The organism is Modestobacter roseus (assembly GCF_007994135.1).
Classification (GTDB): domain Bacteria; phylum Actinomycetota; class Actinomycetes; order Mycobacteriales; family Geodermatophilaceae; genus Modestobacter; species Modestobacter roseus.
In genome coordinates this window covers 3,937,706-3,960,009 of record NZ_VLKF01000001.1, presented here as the reverse complement: position 1 = coordinate 3,960,009, position 22,304 = coordinate 3,937,706, and the positions used below count along the sequence as shown (strand labels likewise).

At 74.4% G+C, this 22,304-nt stretch carries 18 protein-coding genes; 11 read left to right on the top strand and 7 right to left on the bottom strand.

Annotated elements, in window-relative coordinates; translation table 11 throughout:
- The first annotated feature begins 87 nt into the window (after positions 1 to 87).
- Positions 88 to 819 carry a trimeric intracellular cation channel family protein gene (locus JD78_RS18970; protein ID WP_153359196.1) on the top strand — a complete coding sequence of 244 codons (732 nt, stop codon included), beginning with the start codon at positions 88 to 90 and terminating at the stop codon, positions 817 to 819.
- A 3-nt stretch (positions 820 to 822) separates the two neighbouring features.
- Here JD78_RS18970 and JD78_RS18965 read toward each other — a convergent pair whose 3' ends face one another.
- The gene (locus tag JD78_RS18965; RefSeq protein WP_228395076.1) at positions 823 to 3,642 is read right to left on the bottom strand and encodes a SpoIIE family protein phosphatase; all 2,820 of its coding nucleotides are present in this window, start codon (positions 3,640 to 3,642) and stop codon (positions 823 to 825) included.
- A 168-nt stretch (positions 3,643 to 3,810) separates the two neighbouring features.
- Here JD78_RS18965 and JD78_RS18960 point away from each other — a divergent pair, with 168 nt between their 5' ends.
- Together JD78_RS18960 and JD78_RS18955 are read left to right on the top strand one after the other, a co-directional pair.
- Positions 3,811 to 4,908, top strand: coding sequence for an EAL domain-containing protein (locus JD78_RS18960; RefSeq protein WP_153359307.1), 1,098 nt, complete (start codon positions 3,811 to 3,813; stop codon positions 4,906 to 4,908).
- Positions 4,909 to 4,994: 86 nt separating this feature from the next.
- On the top strand, positions 4,995 to 5,168 hold the full coding sequence (locus JD78_RS18955) for a DUF1059 domain-containing protein (RefSeq protein WP_153359194.1): 174 nt from the start codon (positions 4,995 to 4,997) through the stop codon (positions 5,166 to 5,168).
- A 95-nt stretch (positions 5,169 to 5,263) separates the two neighbouring features.
- Here the strand turns inward: JD78_RS18955 and JD78_RS18950 are convergent, their stop codons facing one another.
- Entirely contained in the window at positions 5,264 to 6,187 is a 924-nt protein-coding gene (locus tag JD78_RS18950) for an aldo/keto reductase (protein ID WP_153359193.1), read from the bottom strand.
- A gap of 336 nt (positions 6,188 to 6,523) precedes the next feature.
- Here JD78_RS18950 and JD78_RS18945 point away from each other — a divergent pair, with 336 nt between their 5' ends.
- From JD78_RS18945 to JD78_RS18935, 3 genes are all read left to right on the top strand, one after another.
- On the top strand, positions 6,524 to 6,811 hold the full coding sequence (locus JD78_RS18945) for an HU family DNA-binding protein (protein ID WP_153359192.1): 288 nt from the start codon (positions 6,524 to 6,526) through the stop codon (positions 6,809 to 6,811).
- Positions 6,812 to 6,979: 168 nt separating this feature from the next.
- The gene (locus JD78_RS18940) at positions 6,980 to 8,218 is read left to right on the top strand and encodes a serine hydrolase domain-containing protein (RefSeq protein ID WP_166521309.1); all 1,239 of its coding nucleotides are present in this window, start codon (positions 6,980 to 6,982) and stop codon (positions 8,216 to 8,218) included.
- Between the two features lie 84 nt (positions 8,219 to 8,302).
- Positions 8,303 to 9,256 carry an acetamidase/formamidase family protein gene (locus JD78_RS18935; RefSeq protein ID WP_166521308.1) on the top strand — a complete coding sequence of 318 codons (954 nt, stop codon included), beginning with the start codon at positions 8,303 to 8,305 and terminating at the stop codon, positions 9,254 to 9,256.
- Here the strand turns inward: JD78_RS18935 and JD78_RS18930 are convergent.
- Positions 9,253 to 9,801 carry a DinB family protein gene (locus JD78_RS18930; RefSeq protein ID WP_153359191.1) on the bottom strand — a complete coding sequence of 183 codons (549 nt, stop codon included), beginning with the start codon at positions 9,799 to 9,801 and terminating at the stop codon, positions 9,253 to 9,255. The two genes, JD78_RS18935 and JD78_RS18930, sit on opposite strands and share 4 nt — an antisense overlap.
- A gap of 25 nt (positions 9,802 to 9,826) precedes the next feature.
- Here JD78_RS18930 and folP point away from each other — a divergent pair, with 25 nt between their 5' ends.
- From folP to JD78_RS18910, 4 genes are all read left to right on the top strand, one after another.
- Entirely contained in the window at positions 9,827 to 10,687 is an 861-nt protein-coding gene (gene folP / locus JD78_RS18925) for a dihydropteroate synthase (protein ID WP_153359190.1), read from the top strand.
- Positions 10,688 to 10,788: 101 nt separating this feature from the next.
- Entirely contained in the window at positions 10,789 to 11,217 is a 429-nt protein-coding gene (locus tag JD78_RS18920; protein ID WP_153359189.1) for a PaaI family thioesterase, read from the top strand.
- 85 nt (positions 11,218 to 11,302) lie between these two features.
- Entirely contained in the window at positions 11,303 to 12,901 is a 1,599-nt protein-coding gene (locus JD78_RS18915; RefSeq protein WP_166521306.1) for an AMP-binding protein, read from the top strand.
- A 132-nt stretch (positions 12,902 to 13,033) separates the two neighbouring features.
- A complete protein-coding gene (locus tag JD78_RS18910) occupies positions 13,034 to 14,023 on the top strand; it encodes an NAD(P)H-quinone oxidoreductase (RefSeq protein WP_166521305.1) in 990 nt (329 codons plus the stop codon).
- 2 nt (positions 14,024 to 14,025) lie between these two features.
- Here the strand turns inward: JD78_RS18910 and JD78_RS18905 are convergent, their stop codons facing one another.
- Positions 14,026 to 15,243: a cysteine desulfurase-like protein gene (locus JD78_RS18905; protein ID WP_153359188.1), complete on the bottom strand. Its 1,218-nt coding sequence runs from the start codon at positions 15,241 to 15,243 to the stop codon at positions 14,026 to 14,028.
- An 88-nt stretch (positions 15,244 to 15,331) separates the two neighbouring features.
- Between JD78_RS18905 and JD78_RS18900 the strand changes: the two genes are divergently transcribed.
- Positions 15,332 to 15,865 (top strand): bacterial proteasome activator family protein, encoded by a 534-nt coding sequence (locus JD78_RS18900; RefSeq protein WP_153359187.1) that lies wholly within the window; start codon positions 15,332 to 15,334, stop codon positions 15,863 to 15,865.
- Positions 15,866 to 15,963: 98 nt separating this feature from the next.
- Here JD78_RS18900 and JD78_RS18895 read toward each other — a convergent pair whose 3' ends face one another.
- The 3 genes from JD78_RS18895 to JD78_RS18885 form a co-directional block, all read right to left on the bottom strand.
- Positions 15,964 to 17,535, bottom strand: coding sequence for a chemotaxis protein CheW (locus JD78_RS18895; RefSeq protein ID WP_166521304.1), 1,572 nt, complete (start codon positions 17,533 to 17,535; stop codon positions 15,964 to 15,966).
- Between the two features lie 5 nt (positions 17,536 to 17,540).
- On the bottom strand, positions 17,541 to 20,351 hold the full coding sequence (locus JD78_RS18890; protein ID WP_153359185.1) for a PAS domain S-box protein: 2,811 nt from the start codon (positions 20,349 to 20,351) through the stop codon (positions 17,541 to 17,543).
- A 150-nt stretch (positions 20,352 to 20,501) separates the two neighbouring features.
- On the bottom strand, positions 20,502 to 22,139 hold the full coding sequence (locus tag JD78_RS18885; protein ID WP_153359183.1) for a methyl-accepting chemotaxis protein: 1,638 nt from the start codon (positions 22,137 to 22,139) through the stop codon (positions 20,502 to 20,504).
- Positions 22,140 to 22,304: the final 165 nt, after the last annotated feature.

Here is a 22,304-nt window from a genome sequence, read left to right as displayed (position 1 = left end):
TCCGTCAGGGGGCGAGAATGGCCATTTTCGCCCTCGAGGGGGTGGTGGCGCCCGAAGGCGGCAGGCGGGACCGGATGATGTGCGGCCGTGGAGGTCCTGGCGGCGACGGTCGAGACGCTGCGCATCCCGCAGGTGGTCGACCTGACGGCGATCGTCATCGGCGCGCTCACCGGTGGGCTGCTGGCCGCCCGGGAGGGGTTCGCCGTCTCCGGCGTGCTGCTGCTGGCGGTCAGCGGCGGCCTCGGCGGCGGGCTGATCCGCGACGTCCTGCTCGCCTCGGCCCCGCCGGTGGCGCTGACCGACCCGGCCTACCTGCCCACCGTCGCGGTCACCGCCGCGGTGACGTTCTACTTCTCCGGCTGGCTGTCCCGGCTCACCCGGCTGCTGGTGGTGCTCGACGCCCTCACCCTGGGCTTCTTCACCGTCATCGGCGCGCAGAAGGCCCAGCTGGCCGAGCTGCCCAGCGCGTCGGTGGTCTTCCTCGGCACGCTCACCGCGGTCGGCGGCACGCTCATCCGCGACGTGCTGCTGGCCCAGCGGGCGGACATCGTCGGGCCGGGGCCGTACAACGCGGTCGCGGCCCTGATCGGGGCGTCCGTGCTGACCGTGCTGGCCGGGCCGCTGGACCTGCCGCCGCTGCCGGTCGCCGCGATCGTCATCACCCTGGTGGCGGGGTTGCGGGTGCTGTCGGTGTGGCGTGGCTGGGAGGCGCCGGTCGCGGTCGACCTGCCGCAGCGGGCGCGCAGCCGGCTGGGCCGGCGGCTGTCCCGGCGGGAGACGCCTCGCCGCGAGAGGACCCGGCGGCGCGGACGGCGCTGATCCTCAGCCGGCGGCCGGCGGTCTGACGGCCGGCGCCGGCTCGATCCCCGGCGGCACCCGCTGCGGCCCGGCCTCCGGCGGGCGGGGCAGGTCCTGCGGGTGGACCCGGACGGCGAGCAGCGCGACGTCGTCCTCGGTGTCGGGCAGGTACATCCGGGCCAGCAGCTGGTCGCACAGCTGCTCCAGCGGCAGGTCGGCGAGGTCGATGAGCACCCGGCGCAGCTCCGCGAGGCCGGCGTCGAGGTCGCGGTCGCGGCGCTCGACCAGGCCGTCGGTGTAGAGCAGCAGGGTGCCGCCCCGGTCGACGACGGCGACCCGGTCGCTGCGCGAGGTGCGCGGGTCGACGCCCAGCAGCAGGTCCGGAGCCTGGTCGTCGAGCAGCGTGACCGTGCCGTCGACCCCGATCAGCACCGGCGGCGGGTGACCGGCCGAGGCCCAGCGCACCCGGGTCTCGCTGTGCTGCAGCTCCGGGTCGTCCTGCTCCAGCCGGGCGACCACCGCCGTCGCCATGGTGTCCAGGTCGAGCCCGGCGGAGGCCCGGTCCAGCCCGCTGAGCAGCTCGGCCGGGCTGCCGCCGGTGTGGTGCCCGATGCCGCGCAGCAGCCCGCGCAACTGCCCCATCGCGGCCGCCGCCCGGCTGTCGTGGCCCACCACGTCACCGATCACCAGCACGGTGGCCCCGTCGGACTGCACGAAGGCGTCGTACCAGTCACCGCCGATCTCCGCCCCCGCGGCGGCCGGGACGTAGCGGACGACGATCTCGCAGTGGTCCGGCGCCGGCGGGGCGGTGAGCATGCTCCGCTGGAGGGTCTCGGCGAGCTGCCGCTGCTGGCCGAACAGCCGGGCCTGCTGCAGGGCCGCCCCGGCCCGGCGGCCGACCTCGACCGCGGTGTCCAGCTGCGCCTCGGTCCGCACGTCCCGGCCCGCGTCGGTGTAGATGCCCAGGGCGCCGAGCGTCTCACCCCGGGCCACCAGCGGGACGACGACGCCGGCCCGCGGGGCCAGCGCGGCGAGCATCGCGCGTGCCCCGGCGTCCGGCAGGGCGCGCTCCACGTAGGCCGCGTCCAGCTCGGAGAGGACGACGGGGCGGCCGGTGCGGGTCACCACCCGCGCGGCGGCGTCGTCGCTCATGCCGGTGACCATGGCCCGCACGTAGGCCTCCAGCTCCTCGCGGCGGCTGCGGTCGGAGTGCGCGGAGGCGACCCGGCGCATCCGGCCCTGCTCGTCGGTGACCACGACCCAGCACCAGTCACCCAGGGCCGGCACCACCAGCTCGGCCAGCCGGTCCAGCTGCTGGTCGATGTCGAGCGTGCCGGCCAGCACCCGCCCCACCTCGGCCAGCAGCTGCAGCCGGGCGTTCGCCACGGTCAGCGCCCGGACCGCGGCGTCCCGCTGGTCGTCGGCCTGCAGCCGGGACACGCTCAGCCCGATCTGCGCGGTCAGCGCCTCCAGCATGGCGACGTCGTCGGCGCTGAACGCCCGGCCGTCGGGCCAGACCGCCACGAAGCTGCCCAGCAGCCGGCCCTCCACCCGCAGCGGCAGGGCGGCCACCGCGCCCACGCCGACCAGGTCGCTGACGTCGGCCATCCCCGGGAACCGGGCCACCGCCGCCGCCCGGTCGGCCAGCAGCACCGGCTCACCGTGCCGGGCCACGTACTGGGTGGGCAGGGCGTCGTCGAGCGGCAGGTCGACGCCCCGGGCCGGCAGCTGGACGTCCGCGCCGGACTCCACCGCGTCGACCAGGCCGCGGGTGAGGTGCAGCAGCAGCTCACCGGTGGCCGGGTCGAACACCGCCAGCGCGGTACCGGAGGCGCCCAGCACGGCGCGGCAGCCGCGCAGGGCGATCTCGGCGAGGTCGGGCATCCCGGTGACGTTGGCCAGCTCGACGGCGACCTCGGCGATCGCGGCCGCGCGCTGCACGGCGGCCAGCCGGCGCTGCGTCTCCTCACGCGCGTCGGTGACGTCGACGGTGGTGCCGACCAGGCGCAGCGGGGCGCCAGCGGCGTCCCGCAGCACCCGCCCCCGGGTGACCGCCCACCGCTCGGCGCCGTCGGCGCGCAGCACCCGGATCTCGACCACGAACTCCCCGCTGCCGGCGAGCGCGGCCCGCATCGCCTCCTCGACCGCGGCGTGGTCGTCGGGGTGGATCCGGCCCACGAGCGCCTCGTCGGTGGCGAACTCGACCGGACCGGCGACCCCGAAGATCGCGGCGTTGCCCTCGTCCCAGCTGATCCGGCCGGTGGTGAGGTCGGTCTCCCAGGTGCCGACGGCGCCGGCCGCGAGCGCCAGCTCCAGCCGGGTCAGCGAGGAGCGGACGGTGGCCGAGGCGGCGACCAGCTCCAGCTCGGTCACGACGGTCGCCGCGACCTCCCGGGCGACCAGCAGGTCCCGGTCGGTCCACTCCCGCGGGGTCGGGGAGAGCAGGCTCAGCGCGCCGACCCGGTCCCCGGAGGCCAGCTGCAGCGGCACCGACAGGCAGGCGCCCAGCGTCCCGGCGGCGACCGCGGGCAGGCCGGCGACGCGCGGGTCGGTGGCGGCGTCGGGCACGACCAGCACGGCACCGGCACGGACGGCGACCGACCCGGGGACCTCGCTCAGCGGGGTGGCCTCGCCCACCGCGATCGGCCGGCCGGCGCCACCGAGCGCCACCGCGACGTCGGTGAGCAGCACCACCTGCGCCGACGGGACGCCCACCAGCCGGGTGGCGATCCCGGCCAGCCGGTCGAACGGGGCGGTGCCGGTCAGCTCGGCGGCGAGCCGGCGGGCGACGTCGACCCGGCGCGGGTCGGCCAGCGGATCGGGGGACGGACCCACCTCGGACACGCCGGCCCGCCTCCCCCTGCTCCCCGCGCGCAGCGACGTCCGGCCGCCCGGACGCCCACCTGCGGCGCACCATGCTGGCACGTCACCTGCACGAACCGGGTGAACGGCGTCGGCGTCGGACACCGGGACGGCCTCAAGGAGCACCACCGGGGCGCCGATCTGGAGGAGGTGACCGCGACCCTGCCTCCCCAGCGGGAGGACTGCCGTCCGCTGTTGGCCGGTGCCGACGACCTCACCGTCGTGTTCCAGCCGATCGTCGACCTCGCCTCGGCGAGCATCGCCGGCTACGAGGCGCTGGCCCGCTTCCCGGGAACCGCGTCCCCCGACGTGTGGTTCGCCGCCGCCGCCGAAGCGGGCCTGGGCGCCGAGCTGGAGGCCCTCGCGCTGCGCAAGGCGCTGGCCGCCCTGCCGGACCTGCCGCCCAACACGTTCCTGACCGTCAACGTCAGCCCGCACCTGCTGGGTGCCGCACCGGTCGCCGCCGCCCTCGCCGCCCCGGCCACGCTGCGCCGCGTGGTGGTCGAGCTGACCGAGCACATGCCCACGCCCGACCTGGCCGCGCTCCGGGAGCAGACCGCGGCGCTGCGGGGCCGCGGCGCCCTGATCGCCATCGACGACGCCGGCTCCGGCTACGCCGGCCTGCAGCAGCTCGCCGAGGTGCGGCCCCAGCTGGTCAAGCTCGACCGGGCGCTCGTCGCCGGGGCCGACACCGACCCGGTGAAGGCCGCCCTGGCCGAGATGGTCGGCACCTTCACCAGCCGGATCGACGCCTGGCTGCTCGCCGAGGGCGTGGAGACCGCCGGTGAGCTGGCCGTCTTCGCCCGGCTCGGCGTCCCGCTCGCCCAGGGCTGGCTGTTCGGTCGGCCCGCCCCGTACTTCGCCCCGCTGTCGCCCGAGGTCGCCCAGCTGGTGCGCACCCAGGTGGCCCGCGCGCAGCTGGCCGAGAGCGTCGCCAGCCTGCTGCGCCCGCTCCGGCAGCACGACGCCGGGGACGACGTCGGCTCACCGCCGCCCTACGTGCTGGTGGACGCCGAGGGGGTCCCGGAGGAGCTGGTGCTCGCCGACCCGCGCACCGGAGCCGCCTACCGCGCGCCGGTCTCGCTGCGCGTGCACCCCTCGGCGGGGGTCACCGAGACGCTCCAGCGGGCGCTGACCCGGCCGCCGGTGCACCGCTTCGACCCGGTGCTGTGCACCGACCGCAGCGGCGCCGTCCTGGGTCTGCTGCGGATCGAGGACCTCGCCTCCGCGGCCGCCACCACCCCCTGAGCCCCCGGGGGCCGTGCACCCGCCCCCGGCGCACCACCCCTGGCCACCGTCCGGTGGGCGGGTTCCCGCACCACACTGGAGACCACATGAAGGCGTTCGCCTGCGGGGACGTCGTCCCCGGCTGCACCACCACGTTCACCGGCCCGGACGAGGACGCCGTCCTCACCCAGGTCGCGGCGCACGCGACCGCCGACCACGGGCGGGGCAGCGTGCCGCCCGAGCTCGTCGAGCAGGTCCGCGCCCGCATCGTCGCCGCGTAGCCACGCGCGGTGGCTCCGCACCGCGCCCAGCCGAAGGCCCCCTCGCCGGGTCCCGCCGCGAGCGTGCGAGCGGTGGGGGGCGAGGGGGTCCTTCATCACGCGGAGGCGTCGGTGAGCAGCTGCCGCTGGTCGTCGGTGAGCACCAGGTCCAGCATCGGCAGCAGGTCGGCCAGCTGCTCCACGCTGCGGCCACTGGCGATGGGCGCGGTCACCGTGGGCCGGTCGGCGAGCCAGCGGAGCGCGACGGCGGCGCCGGTCACGCCCTGGGCGTCGGCGACCTGCTGCAGCGCGGCGAGCACCCGGTCACCCTTCTCCCCCACGTACTGCGCGGCCCCCTTGGCGCGCGGGGAGTCGATGGTCTCCCCGGCCCGGTACTTGCCGGTGAGGAAGCCGCGGGCCAGCCCGAAGTAGGGCATGACCCCGAGCTCGTGCTCGGCCGCCACGGCCTGCAGCTCGTCCTCGTAGACCGCGCGCTCCATCAGGTTGTAGTGCGGCTGCAGCGCCACGTACCGGGTGACGCCGAGCTCGCCGGAGGTGCGCAGCGCCTCGGTGAGCCGAGCGGCGGAGTAGTTCGACGCCGCCACGTACCGCACCTTGCCGGCCTGCACGAGCTCGTCGAAGGCACGCAGCGTCTCCTCCAGCGGCGTGCTGTCGTCGTCGTAGTGCGCGTAGTAGAGGTCGATGTGGTCGGTCCGCAGGTTGCGCAGCGACCGCTCGCAGGCCGCCCGGACCTCCGCCGCCGACAGCGGGTGCTCCTTCTCCCCCGGGCTGGCCTTGGTGGCCACCACCATCCGGTCGCGGGCACCGCGCTCGGCCATCCAGTTCCCCAGGATCGTCTCCGAGACGCCGTTGCCGTACATCTCGGCGGTGTCGACGAACGGCGACTGGGTGCTCGGGACGGCGTCGGCGAACCGGTCCAGCAGGGCGAAGGACGTCGGCTCGTCGGCGGTCCACCCGAAGACGTTGCCGCCGAGGCAGAGGTCGCTGACGGTCAGGTCGGTCGCGGGCAACTGAGGCATGGCCCCCACGCTAGGGCGGCACCCGGTGCCGCGCGCGTCGGACCCGGCGTGATCAACTGCGTGACGAAAGTGACCTGCGGGTAGGAAAACCCCGGGAATCCGGGCTCACAGCTCGCCAACACCCAGGTCGGCATGGCAACGTGCCGCCCGTTGCTGGTCGACGACGTGGTCGGCCAGATCCGCCCACCGGGCACCCGCCACACCGGCGGCGGGCCTGGTGGAGGCCCCGGTGTCCGCCAGGACTCCCGGGGGCCGCGCCCGGTCCGACCGGGCGCGACGAACCACGGCGGCCCGCCCGAGGGCCGGGCCGCCGATCACGACACCGAGAGGAACCCGATGAACAAGGCCGAACTCGTCTCCGCCATCGCCAAGCGCGCCGACGTCCCCGCCAGCACCGTCGACTCCGTGATCAACGGTCTCCAGGAGGAGCTCGTCGACGCCATCACCCGCGGCGACAAGGTGGCCATCCCCGGCCTGCTCACCGTCGAGCGCTCGCAGCGCTCCGCTCGCACCGGGCGCAACCCGCAGACCGGCGAGTCCATCGAGATCGCCGCTGCGCACACCGCCAAGGTGTCCGCCGGCTCGAACCTGAAGAAGGCTGCCGCGGCCGTTCCGGTCGACTGAGGAAGGACCTGGCTGCTCCCCACGACACGCTCCGCGCGCCGCGGGACCCTGCAGCCAGGCCGTTCGAGGACGTCACGCGCCCCCGTCGCGCTCCTGACCCCGTGTCAGGATGCGCACGGGGGCGCTGCTCATCGGGGAGCCGGGGCCCGCGACGAGCGGAGCGCCCGCATGACGGCCGTGCAGACCGACCTGACCGTGACCACCGACCCGGCCGAGGTCGGGCTGGACGCCGCCCGGCTGCAGCGGCTGGACCACCGGCTGGACCGCTACGTCGACGAGGGCCGGCTGCCCGGGTACCTGGTGACCGTCGCCCGGCACGGCCGGCTGGTGCACGTGGGCACCGGCGGGCTGCGGGACGTCGAGGCCGGCCGCCCGGTCACCACCGACACGCGCTGGCGCATCTACTCGATGACCAAACCGGTCACCTCGGTCGCGGCGATGTCGCTGTACGAGGAGGGGGTTTTCGAGCTGACCGACCCGATCAGCCGGTGGCTGCCGGAGTTCGCCGAGACCCGGGTGTGGACCGCCGGGCCGGCGCAGCAGCCCGTCACCGCCCCGCTGATGGAGCCGATCCGGGTGTGGCACCTGCTCACCCACACCTCCGGGCTGACCTACGGCTTCCACCACGCGCACCCGGTCGACGGCGCCTACCGGCTGCGCGGGCACGAGTGGGGCACCCCGCCCGGCGCCGACTCCGCCGAGGTGGTGCGGCAGTTCGCCGAGCTGCCCCTGCTGTTCCAGCCCGGTACGGAGTGGAACTACGGCGTCTCCACCGACGTCCTGGGCCGGCTGGTCGAGGTGATCGCCGGCATACCGCTGGACGAGGTGTTCGCCGAGCGGGTGTTCGGCCCGCTGGGCATGACCCAGACGTCGTTCGGGCTGCGCCCGGAGGACGACCCCGACTCCCTCGCCCAGCTCTACGGGCCCGGGGTGACGCCGATGCCGGCCCCGTTCGCCCAGGCCGCGCTGCGGAAGCCCACCTTCCTCGCCGGCGGCGCCGGGCTGGTCTCCACCGCCGGTGACTACCTGCGGTTCGTCGAGATGCTGCGGGCCGGCGGGGTGACGCCGTCCGGTGAGCGGGTGCTCGGCCCGCGCACGGTGGCGCACATGGTGCGCAACCACCTGCCCGGCGGCCTGGACCTGGAGTCGGCCGGCCGGCCGCTGTACGCCGAGACCCCGCTGCGCGGCGTCGGCTTCGGGCTCGGGTTCTCCATGGTGCTGGACCCGGTGCGCTACGGCGGGGTGGCCAGCGTGGGCACCTACGGCTGGGGCGGGGCGGCGTCCACGGAGTTCTACGTCGACCCCGTGGAGGACCTGACGGTCAGCTTCTACACCCAGCTGCTGCCCTCGAGCACCCTGCCGGTGCGCAACCACCTCCGCCCCCTGGTGCAGCAGGCCCTGCTCTGACCCCCTCGGGGCGAAAATGGCCATTTCCGCCCCAGGACCGGAGGGCGAAAATGGCCATTTCCGCCCCGAGGGGAGGATGGCGGCATGGAGCCCAGCCACGTCCTGCTGCCCGACGAGCGCACCCTGCACGGCTCCTGGGACCCCGCGCGCCCGCCCGTGCTGACCGTCGACCCGGGCTCCTCGGTGCGGCTGGGCACGCTGGACTCGGGCTGGTCGACCGGCCCGTACACCGGCCCGGACACCGTCGCAGGGCTCGCCGCCCGGCCCCGGCACCCCGCGCACGACCCGGCGCACGGGCACGCGCTCACCGGCCCGGTCGCCGTCCGCGGCGCCCAGCCCGGGCAGGTGCTCGCCGTCCGCATCGACGACGTCGTCCCCGGCCCGTTCGGCACCACCTACGTCGGGCTGCGGTCCACGGCGCTCAACGAGTGGCTCGGGGTGACCGCCGCCCCCGTCGTCCACCGGTGGACCCTCGACGCGACCGCCGGCGTCGGCCGCAACCACGCCGGGCACTCGGTCGCGCTGCGGCCGTTCCCGGGCGTGATCGGGGTGCCGCCGGCCGAACCGGGGCAGCACTCGACGATCCCGCCCTCCTGGCACGGCGGGAACCTGGACTGCCGCGAGCTGGTCGCCGGCTCGACCCTGTACCTGCCGGTGACCGTGCCCGGTGCGCTGCTGTCGGTCGGTGACGGGCACGCCGCGCAGGGCGACGGTGAGGTGGCCGGCACCGCCATCGAGTGCCCGCTGGAGCGGATCGACCTGACCCTCGACGTGCTGCCCGACCTGTTCGGCCGTGCGCTGACCACGCCGGTCGCCCGCACCCCGGCGGGCTGGGTGACCATGGGCGTCGCCGACGACCTGGACGAGGCGACGGCGGTGGCGCTGGACGCGATGCTCGACGTGATGGCCGCGGTGCACGGCATCGGCCGGTCCGACGCGCTGGCGCTGGCCAGCGTGGTGGTCCACCTGCGGGTCACCCAGGTGGTCAACCAGGTGGTCGGCGTGCACGCCGTCCTCCCCTGGGGCGCCATCCGCTAGTCGCCGGTGGCGCCGTCGATGCGCTCGCGGAGCAGGTCGGCGTGGCCGTTGTGCCGGGCGTACTCCTCGATCATGTGCAGGTACACCCAGCGCAGCGACACCTGCTCGCGCTTCCGTCGGGTGCGTCCCAGGCTGAGCTCGTCCAGCGAGCCCCGCGCCGCCACCTCCCGGCTTGCCTCCACCGCGGCGGTGAACGCGGCCAGCTCCGCGGGGACGGCGGCCGGCGGGTCGTCGCCGTCGCGGCCCACCCCGTCGAAGTCGCCGTCCGGGTCGTCCGGGCCGCAGTAGAGGTCCCCGGCGTCGTCCCGGCCGGCGATGATCCGCTGGAACCAGGCCCGCTCGACCTCGGTCATGTGCCGGAGCAGGCCGCGCAGGCTCAGCGCCGACGGCGGCACCGACCGCTCGCCGAGCTGCTCGGGGCTCAGACCCGCGCACTTGTGCAGCAGCGTGCCGCGGTGGAACTCCAGCCAGGCGTCCAGGGCGGCACGCTCGCCGTCCAGGTACGGCGGGTCGACGCGGTCGGGAGCGGCGGGGAACTCGGTCATGGCAGCAGTTTGGTTGGCTGGCCCCGTGCTGCGCATCGGGTCCCTCGACGTGCCGGACGGCGGACTCGTCGTCATGGCGATCGTCAACCGCACCCCCGACTCCTTCTACGACCGCGGCTCCACCTACGAGCTGGACGCCGCCCTGGCCCGGGTCGCGCAGGTGGTGGCCGAGGGCGCGGACATGGTCGACGTCGGCGGGGTGAAGGCCGCGCCCGGCGCGGAGGTGTCCCCCGCGGAGGAGGTGCGGCGCACCGTCGACCTGGTCGCCGCCATCCGCGCGGCGCACCCGACGCTGCCGATCTCCATCGACACCTACCGCGCCGAGGTCGCCCGGGAGGCGCTGGCCGCCGGGGCGGACGTGGTCAACGACGCCTGGGGCGGGGTCGACCCGCAGCTGGCGGTGGTCGCCGCCGAGGCCGGTGCCGGCATCGTCTGCACGCACGCCGGCGGCCTGCCGCCGCGCACCCGGCCGCACCGGGTGGTCTACGACGACGTCGTGGCCGACGTCGTCGCGCGGACGACGGCGCTGGCCGAGGCGGCGGTCGCCGCCGGGGTGGACCCGGAGCGGGTGCTGGTCGACCCGGGGCACGACTTCGGCAAGAACACCCGGCACTCCCTGGAGGCGACCCGCCGGCTGGACGAGCTGGTGGCGACCGGCTGGCCGGTGCTGGTGGCGCTGTCGAACAAGGACTTCGTCGGGGAGACCCTCGACGTTCCGGTCGACCAGCGGCTGACCGGCACGCTCGCGGCGACCGCGGTGAGCGCGTGGCTGGGCGCCCGGGTGTTCCGCGTGCACGACGTCGCCGCGACCCGGCAGACGCTGGACATGGTGGCCTCGATCAAGGGCGACCGTCCCCCGGTGCGCAGCATCCGCGGCCTCGCCTAGAGGCAGAGGCATAGGAGCCTGTGCACCCACTTCTCGGCCGCAGACCGGGTGCAAAGCCTCCTATGCCTGGATCGGCGGCCGCCGCAGCTAGGTTCGCGGGCATGGCCGCCACCGGGTTCCACTCCGCCGCCGAGCTCAACGACCTGCTGCCGGGGACGCTGCCCGGGCTGCTCGGGATCGTCATCGACGAGCACGAGCCCGGCCGGCTCGCCGCGCACCTCGACGTCCGGCCCGACCTGCTGGCACCCAACGGCTACCTGCACGCGGCCAGCGTGGTGGCGCTGGCCGACACCGCCTGCGGGCTGGCCACCCGGGCGCTGCTGCCCGAGGGCGCGAGCGGGTTCACCACGATCGAGCTGAAGAGCAACCACCTGGGCACCGCCCGGGAGGGCCGGATCGAGGTGGTCGCCACCAACGCGCACGCCGGGCGGACGACGCAGGTGTGGGACGCCGTGGTCACCGCCCCGGCTGCGGGCAAGACCCTCGCGCTGTTCCGCTGCACCCAGTCGGTGCTCTGGCCGCGCGGGTGATCGCTACCTGCGGGTAACCCCCGGGTGTGACTCGCGACACGCCCGGTGTGAGACTGACGCCACACCCCGAGTCGAGGAGGACCCCGTGGCGCTGGCCAGTCGTTACCCGGACGTCGAGATCCCCGAGCTGTCCGTCCCGCAGTTCGTGCTGGCCGGCGCCGCCGAGCGCCGGGACTCCCCGGCGCTGATCGACGGGACCTCCGGCGAGACGATCACCCACGGCGAGCTGGCCTTCTACGTCGAGCGCCTGGCCGCCGCCCTCGCCGCCCGCGGCCTCCGCAAGGGCGACGTCGTCGCCGTGTTCGCCCCGAACACCATCTGGTACCCGGTGGTCTTCCACGGCATCGCGGCGGCCGGCTGCGTGGTCTCGCCGATCAACGCCCTCTACACGCCCGACGAGATCGCCTTCCAGCTGAAGGACTCCGGCGCGAAGGTGCTGATCACCATCTCGCTGTTCCTGGACCGGGCACAGGCCGCGGTGGCGCAGGCACCCGTCGACGAGATCGTGGTGATGGACGGCGCGGAGGGGCACGCCTCGCTGCGCGACCTGCTCACCACCGATGCCCCCGCCGTCCAGGTCGACATCGACCCGGCTACCGACCTGGTCACGCTGCCCTACTCCAGCGGCACCACCGGCCTGCCCAAGGGCGTCATGCTCACCCACCGCAACCTGGTCGCCAACGTGACCCAGTCGCGCCCGCTGGCCGGCGTCGAGGACGGCGACGAGCGGATCATCGCCGTCCTGCCGTTCTTCCACATCTACGGGCTGACCGTGCTGATGAACCAGGGCCTGCAGTGGGGCGGCACCGTCGTCACGCTCCCCCGCTTCGACCTCGAGCAGTTCCTGCGCGCCATCCAGGACCACAGGATCACCCGCGCGTTCGTCGCCCCGCCCATCGTGCTGGCCCTGGCCAAGCACCCGATGGTCGACCAGTTCGACCTGTCCTCGCTGCGCAGCGTCACCTCCGGCGCGGCGCCGCTGGACGAGTCGCTGGCCCAGGCCGCCCAGGACCGGCTGCGCAAGGGCGCCGCGGAGGGCACCTCGGTGGGCCAGGGCTACGGCATGACCGAGCTCTCGCCGGTCTCGCACACCACCCCCGAGGTCGGCCTGGAACCCGCGGGCGCCGGCCCGACCCCCAAGGGCACCGTCGGCTACGCGCTGCCGAACACCGAGTGCCGCCTGGTCGACCCGGCCACCGGGGAGGACTGCGCCCCCGGCGAGCGCGGCGAGCTGTGGGTGCGCGGCCCGCAGGTGATGGCCGGCTACCTGAACAACCCCCAGGCCACCGCGGACACCCTGGACCGCGAGGGGTGGCTGCACACCGGTGACGTGGCGATCGTCGACGACGAGGGCCGCTACACCGTCGTCGACCGGGTCAAGGAGCTGATCAAGTACAAGGGCTACCAGGTGGCGCCGGCCGAGCTGGAGGCCGTGCTGCTGGGCCACCCGGAGATCACCGACGCCGCGGTGATCGGCGTGCTGGAGCGGGACACCGGCGACGAGCTGCCCAAGGCGTTCGTCGTCCGGGCCCCCGGCTCGTCCCTCGACGAGGACGGTGTCATCGCGTTCGTCGCCGAGCGGGTGGCGCCGCACAAGAAGGTGCGCCTGGTCGAGTTCATCGAGCAGGTTCCCAAGTCGATGGCCGGCAAGATCCTCCGCAAGGACCTCAAGGCCCGCGCCTGACCCGGCCCCTCTCCCGGTTGATCATGGGGAGATCGTCCGGTGACACGCCGTCCGACGGCGTGTCACCGGGCAACAACGCCATGATCAACGCCGGGCGCGCGGCGGCCGCACCACGGGCATAGCGTCGGGGGCATGCGTGCGGTGACGGTCAGCGAGCCCGGCGGCCCCGACGTCCTCGGCTGGGGTGAGGTGCCCGACCCGGTGTGCGGGCCGGGTGAGGTGGTGGTCGATGTCGTCGCGACCGCGGTCAACCGGGCCGACCTGATGCAGCGGCAGGGCTTCTACCCGCCCCCGCCGGGCGCCAGCGAGGTGCTCGGGCTGGAGTGCAGCGGCGTCATCAGCGAGGTCGGGGACGGCGTCGCGGGCTGGGCGGTCGGCGACGAGGTGTGCGCGCTGCTGGCCGGCGGCGGCTACGCCGAGCGGGTCGCCGTCCCGGCCGGGCAGTTGCTCCCCCGGCCCGCGGGGGTGGAGCTCGCGAGCGCGGCGGCCCTGCCGGAGGTCACCTGCACCGTCTGGTCCAACGTGTTCCTGCTGGCCGGGCTGCGCGCGGGCGACGTGTTCCTGGTGCACGGCGGTTCCAGCGGCATCGGCACGATGGCGATCCAGCTGGCGGTGCGGGCCGGCGCCCGGGTGGCCACCACCGCCGGCAGCCCGGCCAAGCTCGCCGTCTGCCGGGAACTCGGCGCCGAGATCGTCGTCAACTACCGGGACGAGGACTTCGTCGAACGGGTGCGGGCGGCCACCGGCGGGCACGGCGCGGACGTCGTCCTGGACAACATGGGGGCCGCCTACCTGGCCCGCAACGTCGACGTCCTCGCCGACGGCGGACGGCTGGTGGTCATCGGCATGCAGGGCGGCCGGAAGGCCGAGCTGGACCTCAGCCGGCTGCTCGCCAAGCGGGGCAGCGTGCACGCCACCGCGCTGCGCTCCCGGCCCGCGACCGGCCGGGGCGGCAAGGCGGAGATCGTCGCGGCGGTCCGGCACGACGTGTGGCCCGACGTCGAGCGCGGCGTGGTCCGCCCGGTCATCGACCGCCGGCTGCCGATGTCCCGCGCGGCGGAGGCGCACGCCCTGCTGGAGGAGAGCTCGCACATCGGCAAGGTCCTGCTGCTCCCAGACTGAGGTCAGCGGAGGTCGTCGATGCACTCGACGAGCCGCTCGACCTCCTCGGCCGTGTTGTAGTGCATCAGCCCCAGCCGGACGGCGCCCCCGGCCTCGTTGACGCCGATCGCGTCGAACAGCTCGCGGGCGAAGAAGTCGCCGTCCCAGGCGCAGATGCCGCGGCGGGCCAGCTCACCGGCGACCTGCCGCGGGCGCATCCCCGAGACGGTGAACGACAGCGTCGGGGTGCGCGGCCAGGGCTCACCCAGCACGTGCAGGTGCGGCATCCGCCGCAGCGCGGTGTCCAGCCGGTCGAACAGCTCGCCCTCGTACCGGCCGACGGCGGCCATCGCGGTGACCAGCCGCTGCCGCCGGGTGCCCGTCGACTCCGGGCAGAGCGCGGCGAAGTGGTCGACGGCGGCCGCCACCCCGGCGTACAGCTCGAACGGCGGGGTGCCCGGCTCGAACCGGTCCGGCACCCGGTCCGACGCCGGCAGCAGCTTGTCCGGCCACAGCTCCTCCCACAGACCGGGGTCGGCGACGACGGCGCCGACGTGCGGGCCGCACCACTTGTAGGCCGACACGGCGAGGAAGTCCGCCCCGAGCTGTTCGAGGTCCAGCAGCAGGTGCGGGGCGGCGTGCGCCGCGTCGACGAACACCAGGGCCCCGACCTGGTGGGCGCGGCGGGTGATCGCGGCGACGTCCGGGCAGGTGCCGATGGCGTTGCTGGCCGCGGTGACCGCCACGAGCCGGGTGCGGTTGGTGAGCAGCTCGTCGTACTGCCAGTCCGGCAGCTCCCCGGTCTCGATGTCGACCTCGGCCCAGCGCACGACCAGCCCCAGCCGGTCGGCCACCTGCAGCCACGGCCGGACGTTGGCGTCGTGGTCCAGCCGGCTCACCACGATCTCGTCCCCGGCCCGCCAGTGCTTGGCCAGCGCACGGGCGACGGCGTAGGTCAGCGAGGTGACGTTCGGGCCCAGCACCACCCCGGCCGGCACCCCGCCCACCAGGTCCGCGACCGCCGAGCGCGCGCCGGAGACCAGCTGCTCGGCGCGTGCGGAGGACGGGAACACCCCGCCGCGGTTGGCGATCGGCACCCGCATCGCCTGGGAGACCGCGCGCACCACGCTCTCCGGCACCAGCGTGCCGCCGGGGCCGTCGGCGTGCACGAAGCCGTCGGACAGGCCCGGGAACAGCCCCCGGACGCGGGCGACGTCCAGCCGCCCGGCACCCGATGACATGCCGCGAGCGTAGTTCGTGCGGCGGTGGCGGCGGTCACCTCGGGCGGCCCCGGGCACGCGGCTGCCGGACGCGGGGCAGGATGGGGGCATGACTGCTCCTGGCACCGGTGAGCCCCACCCCCAGCAGGTCCTCGTCGTGGGTCCCGACGGTCAGCCGGTCGGCTCGCTGCCGATGGCGCAGGGCGGGGAGGACGGCGGTCCCGGCGTAGGCGACCTGGTCGAGCAGCCCGCCAAGGTGATGCGGATCGGCACGATGATCAAGCAGCTGCTGGAGGAGGTCCGGGCCGCGCCCCTGGACGACGCCAGCCGCAACCGGCTCCGCGACATCCACGCCTCCTCCATCCGTGAGCTCGAGCAGGGCCTGGCGCCCGAGCTCAGGGAGGAGCTGGAGCGGATCACGCTGCCGTTCACCGAGGGCGAGACCCCGTCGGACGCCGAGCTGCGGATCGCCCAGGCCCAGCTGGTCGGCTGGCTGGAAGGCGTCTTCCACGGCATCCAGACCGCGCTGTTCGCCCAGCAGATGGCCGCCCGCGCGCAGCTGGAGGAGATGCGCCGCAAGGCGCTGCCCGGCGGCAGCCAGCCCGGCCCCGAGCCCCGGCACGGCGGCGGGCAATATCTCTGAGTCGGCCTACCGGCCTCCACCGCGGCCAGCGGCCGTACCCGGCCGTCGTTGAGCCGTTGCCGGTGATCCGGTCGGGAACCTCCGGCCCCGCGACCGGATCACCGAGCACGCTCGCGCGTGCGGGTCCCTGCCGTTCCCCACCTGCGTGGTCGGGTCCGCGGGTTCGCCTCAGACGGCCGCGAGCTCGTCGGCCGGCGGGCGCGGGGTCGGCACCGGCGGTGGGCTGAGCCGTCGGGCCACGGCGCGCAGGTCCAGGTCGGGCAGCAGCCGGCTCTCCTCCCCGACCCGCACCAGCGGGGCCGAGCGGAGCGTGGCCCCCGGTCCCCCGCCTCGCCCCGCACCGCCTGGTCGGCGTCGGTCCAGGTCAGCGGCGCGATGCTGCGCAGGGCGTCGACCGCGAAGCCGACCACCTCGTCGTCCACCTCCACCAGCAGCAGGCAGGTCGACGGCCCGACCTCCCGCTGCGCGCGCCCGAGCAGCGTGGACAGGCACAGCACCGGTACGACGGCTCGCCGGTGCGTGACCAGGCCGAGGAGGCCGGGCACCGACGTCCGGGTCAGCGTGTCCGGGTAGGGCAGGATCTCGCTGACCTGGTCCAGCCGCGAGGCGAGGTCCAGGCCGATGGAGTAGGTCAGGTAGGACGGCGCCCCACCGGCCGCGGCGGCCGCTGCGGTCACCGCCGCGTCGTCCCCGCTCCGGGTGGTCTCCAGGGCGGTGTTCACCGCCGCGAACGCCGACAGCTGCGGGTCGACCAGCAGCGCGTCGCCGTCCAGCACCAGGCAGTCCCCGACGCCGGTCACCTCCACCACCCCGGCCAGCAGGTCGGGCCGGGGCAGGGCGAACGACGGGGTGGGCAGGACGTCGTCCGGGCCGACCTGGGCCAGCTCCAGCAGCTCGCTGAGCGCCAGCACGACATAGCCGGTGCCCAGGTCGAGCACCAGCCCGGCACCGGTGTCCGCCCGCGCCAGCTCGCCGAGCCCGAGCAGCACCAGCGGGTCCACGACCGGCACCTCGCGGTCGTCGAACACCACGGTCCCCGGGCAGGTGGGGCTGGTCAGCACGGAGGCACGCAGGTCCGGCGTGGGGATGGTGGTGTGCACGTGCGCCGCGTCGATGGCCAGCCGGTATCCCCCGCAGCGCAGCACCGTGAGGGTGCGCCGGCCGGCCAGCGGGCCGCCGTCCCGCACCGGCGCGGCGGCCCGGGTGACGTCGGTGACCGTGGGCACGCCCGGCAGCCGCAGCACCGCAGCGGCGTCCAGCACGCTGTAGGCGCGGCCGGTCTCGGGATGGCGGAAGGTGTGCGAGAACAGCAGTCCCCCACCCTCCGCGTGCGCGGCGACCAGGGTGTCGGCCGGCACCTCGCAGATGCCCTGCACCTGGTCGGCCAGCAGGCCCAGCACCCGGTCGTCGGAGGCCACGACCACCACCACCTGGTCGGGACGCCGCGCCTCACCCCGACCGGTGACCACCTGCAGGTCGAGCACCGGGAGGACCAGCCGGCGCAGCTCGATCGCGCCGAGCAGGCCGGGCGCGGCCGCGGGCAGCCCGGCCAGCTCGGCCGGGCAGGGCACCACCTCGCGCAGCGCGGACAGCGGGAGGGCGACATCGGTCCCGGCCAGCCGCAGCAGGCCGTAGACGACGTCCCCGCGGGGGGCCTCCGGGGTGGTCACGACCGTCAGTCCGCGACGGCGAGCTGCGCGATGAGCTCGTCGACCTGGCGGGACGCCTCCTGCTGCTGCTGGGTGGACGTGGAGATGCTGTGGATCGTCTCGTTGGTCCGGGTGACGCTGCTGACGATCCGCTCGAACGCGTCCTCGGCCCGCTTGGAGACCTCCGAGCCCAGCGCGACGCGCTCGGCGGACTCCTCGATCAGCTTGCCGATCTGCTGGGAGGCCTCGAAGGACCGCTCGGCCAGCTTGCGCACCTCACCGGCGACGATCGAGAAGCCGACGCCGTGCTCGCCGGCGCGGGCCGCCTCGATGGAGGCGTTGAACGCCAGCAGGTTCGTCTGGTTGGCGATCTCGCCCATGACCCGGACGATCTCGGTGATCGAGTTCGACGACTTCTGGATCAGCGCGATCGCCTCCAGCGAGGCGCGCAGCGCCTCCACCCCCTGGCGCGCGTTGTCCTGGGTCTCCGCGGCCAGCCCGGTGGCGGTCTGCGAGCTGCGGGCGATGTCCTCGATGGACGCCGCCAGCTCCCGCACCGAGGCGGTCATGTCCTGCGTGCCCGAGGCGATCCGCCGTTCCCGCTCGACCTCCGCGGTGACGTCGTAGGCGAACTTGACCACCTTGAACGGTTGTCCGGTGAGGTCGAGGATCGGGTTGTACGTGGCCTGGATGTGCACGTCCCGGCCGTACTTGCCCTTGCGGTGGAAGCGGCCGGCCAGCACCTCACCGGTGCCCAGCCGCAGCCAGAAGTCCCGGTACTCCGGCGAGCGGATGTACGCGTCGTCGCAGAACTCGCTGTGGTGGTGACCGATGATCTCCCGCCGCGAGTAGCCCATGGTGCGGAGGAAGTTGTCGTTGGCCGACAGGACGTTGCCGTCCAGGTCGAACTCGATGACCGCCTGGGACCGATCCACGGCGTTGACCCGCGCCTCGATCTCCGCGGCGCGCAGCTTGGCCGCGGTGACGTCGCTGGCGAACTTGACCACCTTGAACGGCCGGCCCAGGTCGTCGAGGATCGGGTTGTAGGTCGCCTGGATCCAGACGTCCTTGCCGTTCTTGTGGATCCGCCGGTACTCCCCGCTGTGGAAGTCGCCGCTGCCCAGCTTCTCCCAGAAGTCCCGGTACTCCTGGGTGGTGGTGTAGACCGGGTCGCAGAAGATCCGGTGGTGCTTGCCCTTCACCTCGGCCAGCGTGTAGCCCAGCGCGTCCAGGAAGTTGGGGTTGGCGGTGATGATCGTGCCGTCGAGGTTGAACTCGATGACCGCCTGGGCGCGCTCGATCGCGGTGACCTTGCCGGTGTACTCGGCGTTCTTCCGCTTCTCCCGGGTGACGTCGGTGGCGAACTTGACGATCTTCACGACCCGGCCCGAGTCGTCGAGGATCGGGTTGTAGGTGGCCTGCAGCCAGACGTCGCGACCGTCCTTGTCGCGGCGCTTGAACTCCCCGCTCTCGTGGTGCCCCTGCCCGAGGCGCTGCCAGAACTCGGCGTACTCGGCGGAGGACGCGTAGGAGGGCTCGCAGAACATCCGGTGGTGCTTGCCGCGGATCTCGCTGAGCGGGTACCCCATGGTGTCGACGAAGTTCTGGTTGGCGGCGAGGATGCGCCCGGCCAGGTCGAACTCGATAACCGCCTGGGCGCGGTCGATCGCCGCGACCTTGCCGCGCGCCTCGGCGCCGGCGAACTTGGCCTCGGTGATGTCGCTGGCGAACTTCACGATCTTGAGGGGCTTGCCGGTGTCGTCGAGGATCGGGTTGTAGGTGGCCTGCAGCCACACCTCGCGGCCGTCCTTGGCCAGCCGCTTGAACTCCCCGGACTCGTAGGCGCCGCTGGCCAGCCGGGCCCAGAACTCCTCGTACTCGGCGCTGCTGGCCAGGGTCGGCTCGCAGAACACCCGGTGGTGCTTGCCCTGGACCTCGTGCAGGGCGTAGCCCATGGTGGCCAGGAAGTTGGCGTTCGCGGTCAGCACGGTGCCGTCGGTCTTGAACTCGATCACCGCCTGGGCGCGGTCGATGGCGGCGACCTTGCCACGGGACTCGACGTCGGCCAGGCGCGCCACGGTGATGTCGCTGGCGAACTTCACGATCTTGAGAGGCTGACCCTCCTCGTCCAGGATCGGGTTGTAGGTGGCCTGCAGCCACACCTCGCGGCCGCCCTTGGCCAGCCGCTTGTAGACCCCGCCCTCGAACTGGCCCTGCCCCAGCCGCTGCCAGAACTCGGCGTACTCGGCGCTGGCGGCCGTGCTCGGCTCGACGAACAGCCGGTGGTGCTTGCCGCGCACCTCGGCCAGCGTGTAGCCCATCGCGTCCAGGAAGTTGGAGTTGGCGGTGAGCACGGTGCCGTCCAGGGCGAACTCGATGACCGCCTGGGACCGGTCCAGCGCCACGGCCTGGCTCTGCCGCTCGAGGGCGGCGACCTTGCCCTCGGTGATGTCGGTGGCCAGCACGACGACCTTCGCCGGCCGGCCGGAGTCGTCCGGGATGGGGATGTAGGAGGCGCGCAGCCACACCTCACGGCCACCCTTGGCCAGCCGCTTCACGACCACGCCCGCGTCGACCTGCCCGGCGGCCATCCGCGCCCAGAACGCGGCGTACTCGGCCGACGCCGCGTGGGCGGGGTCGCAGACCGTCCGGTGGTGCTGCCCGACCAGCTCGGCGGAGGAGTACCCCATGATGTCGAGGTAGTGCCGGTTGGCCGTCAGCACGGTCCCGTCCAGCGCGAGCTCGACCATCGCGGACGAGGCACGCAAGGCCTCGGCGATCCGGCACAGCTCGCGCACGTCGTCGGTCGCGGCAGGCTTGCCGGCGGGGGTGGGCATGCGGAGCACCTCGATGTCTGGGGGACGATCTGGTCGGACACTGTTGATGTCGGCCGTCACACCCCGGTTCTACAGCGGACGAGACCGTCCGTTCCGCGCGTGCACCACCCGTCACACGAGGCACCTCGTGCGACGGGTGGTGCGAGCCGATCAGAGGGTGAAGCGGTGGACGGCGGCCTGGAGCTGGTCGCTCATCCGGGAGAGCTCCGCGGCCGACCGCTGGGTCTCGTCGACCCGCTGGTTGGTCTCCGCCGTGCCCGCGGCCAGCCCCGAGATCGCCGAGGCGATGCTCTGCGAGGACGTCGCCGCCTCGCCGACGTTGCGGTTCATCTCGTTCGTCGTCGCCGTCTGCTCCTCCACCGCCGCGGCGATGGTGGCCTGGAAGTCGTTGATCTGCGCGATCACCGAGCTGATCTCACCGATCGCACCGACCGCTCCCGACGTGTCGGACTGGATGGCCTCCACCCGCCGGGCGATGTCCTCGGTGGCCCGCGCGGTCTCCTGCGCGAGCTCCTTGACCTCGGTGGCCACGACGGCGAAGCCCTTGCCCAGCTCGCCGGCCCGCGCGGCCTCGATCGTGGCGTTGAGCGCCAGCAGGTTGGTCTGCTCCGCGATCCCGGTGATCACCTTGATCACGTTGCCGATCTCCTGGGAGGAGTCGCCCAGCTTGCCGACCATCCGGTTGGTCTCCTCCGCGACGCCGACCGCCTGGTTCGCGACCCGGCTGGCCTCGCTGGCGTTCTGGCTGATCTCCCGGATCGCCGCCTCCATCTGCTGCGAGCCGGTCGCCACGGTGTCCACGCTGGTGGCCACCTCGCCGGCCGCGCCGACGACCACGTCGGCCTGACCCGCCGCCGTGCGGGCGTTCTCCGCCATCGCACCGGCGCTGGCGTTGAGCTGCTGGGAGGCGGCCGCCAGCTGACCGGCCGAGTCGCTGACCAGCCGCAGCACGCCACCCAGGGAGTCCAGCGTGCGGTCCAGCGACGCCGCGACCTCGCCGATCTCGGCCCCGCCGGTCGCCCCGGCACGGACGCTGAGGTCGCCGTCGGCGACCTGGTCGAGCACCTCGCGGACCCGCTGCACCGGCCGCATCACCGAGCGGACCACCAGCAGCCCCAGCACGAAGGAGACGACCAGGCCGACGCCGACGATGAGCAGGGTCAGGGCGCGCGCGGAGGTGTAGGCCTCCCGCGCCTCGTCGGCGGTCGCCCGGGCGTCAGCGGCCTGGGTGTCGGCGGCGGTGGTGATCGAGGTGGAGATGCTGCTCTCCTGCTCGTTCAGCTGGGCGATGAGGGCCAGCGTCTCCTGCGGCGTCCGGGTCCCCTGGCCGGCGCTGAGCTGCTGGAGGAGCGCCAGGTACTGCTGGGTCCCCGCGGCGTAGGTCTCGAAACCGGCGCGCGCGTCCGCGGCCAGCGGCAGGTCGGAGGCCGATTCGGTGTGCTCCTGCAGGGTCTGCAGGTTCTCCTGCGCGGTCTGCCGGAAGGCGGCCAGCGTCTCGGCGGGCAGGCCGGCCACGCTGGCCCGCGCGTTGTTCGCCGAGAACTGCCACCAGTCGGCCTGCAGCTGGCGCAGCGCGTCGAGCGGCACGGCGCCCTCGGTGTAGACCTGCTCGGCCTTGTCGCTGAGCACCGACATCCGCTGGACGCCGAACATCCCGACCGAGACGGTGGCCAGGGCCACCAGCGCCAGGGCCAGGACCAGCCGCCCGCGCAGGCCGATACGGGCGACGAGGTCGCTGCCACCCCCCCGTGCGCCGCCGTCCGTCACCGAGTCGTCCACCGCAGTCATGTCCTGCCCTCTCCGCCGGCGGGACCCTCCCGAGCAGCGTTCTCGCACCCCCTATCGGCAGGGCGGGGGAACGGTTGAGCGCAACCGGTCCTGGTGGAGGAGACGTCCCCCGAACGCGGGAGGGCCCGCCCGGCACACGCCGGACGGGCCCTCCCCGAGTCGCCG

Coding starts and splice junctions, on each gene's coding strand:
- JD78_RS18945 (WP_153359192.1), top strand. CDS start 6,524: ATGAACAAGGCCGAACTCGTCTCCGCCATCGCCAAGCGCGCCGACGTC.
- JD78_RS18920 (WP_153359189.1), top strand. CDS start 10,789: ATGGCCGCCACCGGGTTCCACTCCGCCGCCGAGCTCAACGACCTGCTG.
- JD78_RS18890 (WP_153359185.1), bottom strand. CDS start 20,351: ATGCCCACCCCCGCCGGCAAGCCTGCCGCGACCGACGACGTGCGCGAG.
- JD78_RS18955 (WP_153359194.1), top strand. CDS start 4,995: ATGAAGGCGTTCGCCTGCGGGGACGTCGTCCCCGGCTGCACCACCACG.
- JD78_RS18910 (WP_166521305.1), top strand. CDS start 13,034: ATGCGTGCGGTGACGGTCAGCGAGCCCGGCGGCCCCGACGTCCTCGGC.
- JD78_RS18950 (WP_153359193.1), bottom strand. CDS start 6,187: ATGCCTCAGTTGCCCGCGACCGACCTGACCGTCAGCGACCTCTGCCTC.
- JD78_RS18930 (WP_153359191.1), bottom strand. CDS start 9,801: ATGACCGAGTTCCCCGCCGCTCCCGACCGCGTCGACCCGCCGTACCTG.
- JD78_RS18935 (WP_166521308.1), top strand. CDS start 8,303: ATGGAGCCCAGCCACGTCCTGCTGCCCGACGAGCGCACCCTGCACGGC.
- JD78_RS18900 (WP_153359187.1), top strand. CDS start 15,332: ATGACTGCTCCTGGCACCGGTGAGCCCCACCCCCAGCAGGTCCTCGTC.
- JD78_RS18885 (WP_153359183.1), bottom strand. CDS start 22,139: ATGACTGCGGTGGACGACTCGGTGACGGACGGCGGCGCACGGGGGGGT.
- JD78_RS18905 (WP_153359188.1), bottom strand. CDS start 15,243: ATGTCATCGGGTGCCGGGCGGCTGGACGTCGCCCGCGTCCGGGGGCTG.
- JD78_RS18940 (WP_166521309.1), top strand. CDS start 6,980: ATGACGGCCGTGCAGACCGACCTGACCGTGACCACCGACCCGGCCGAG.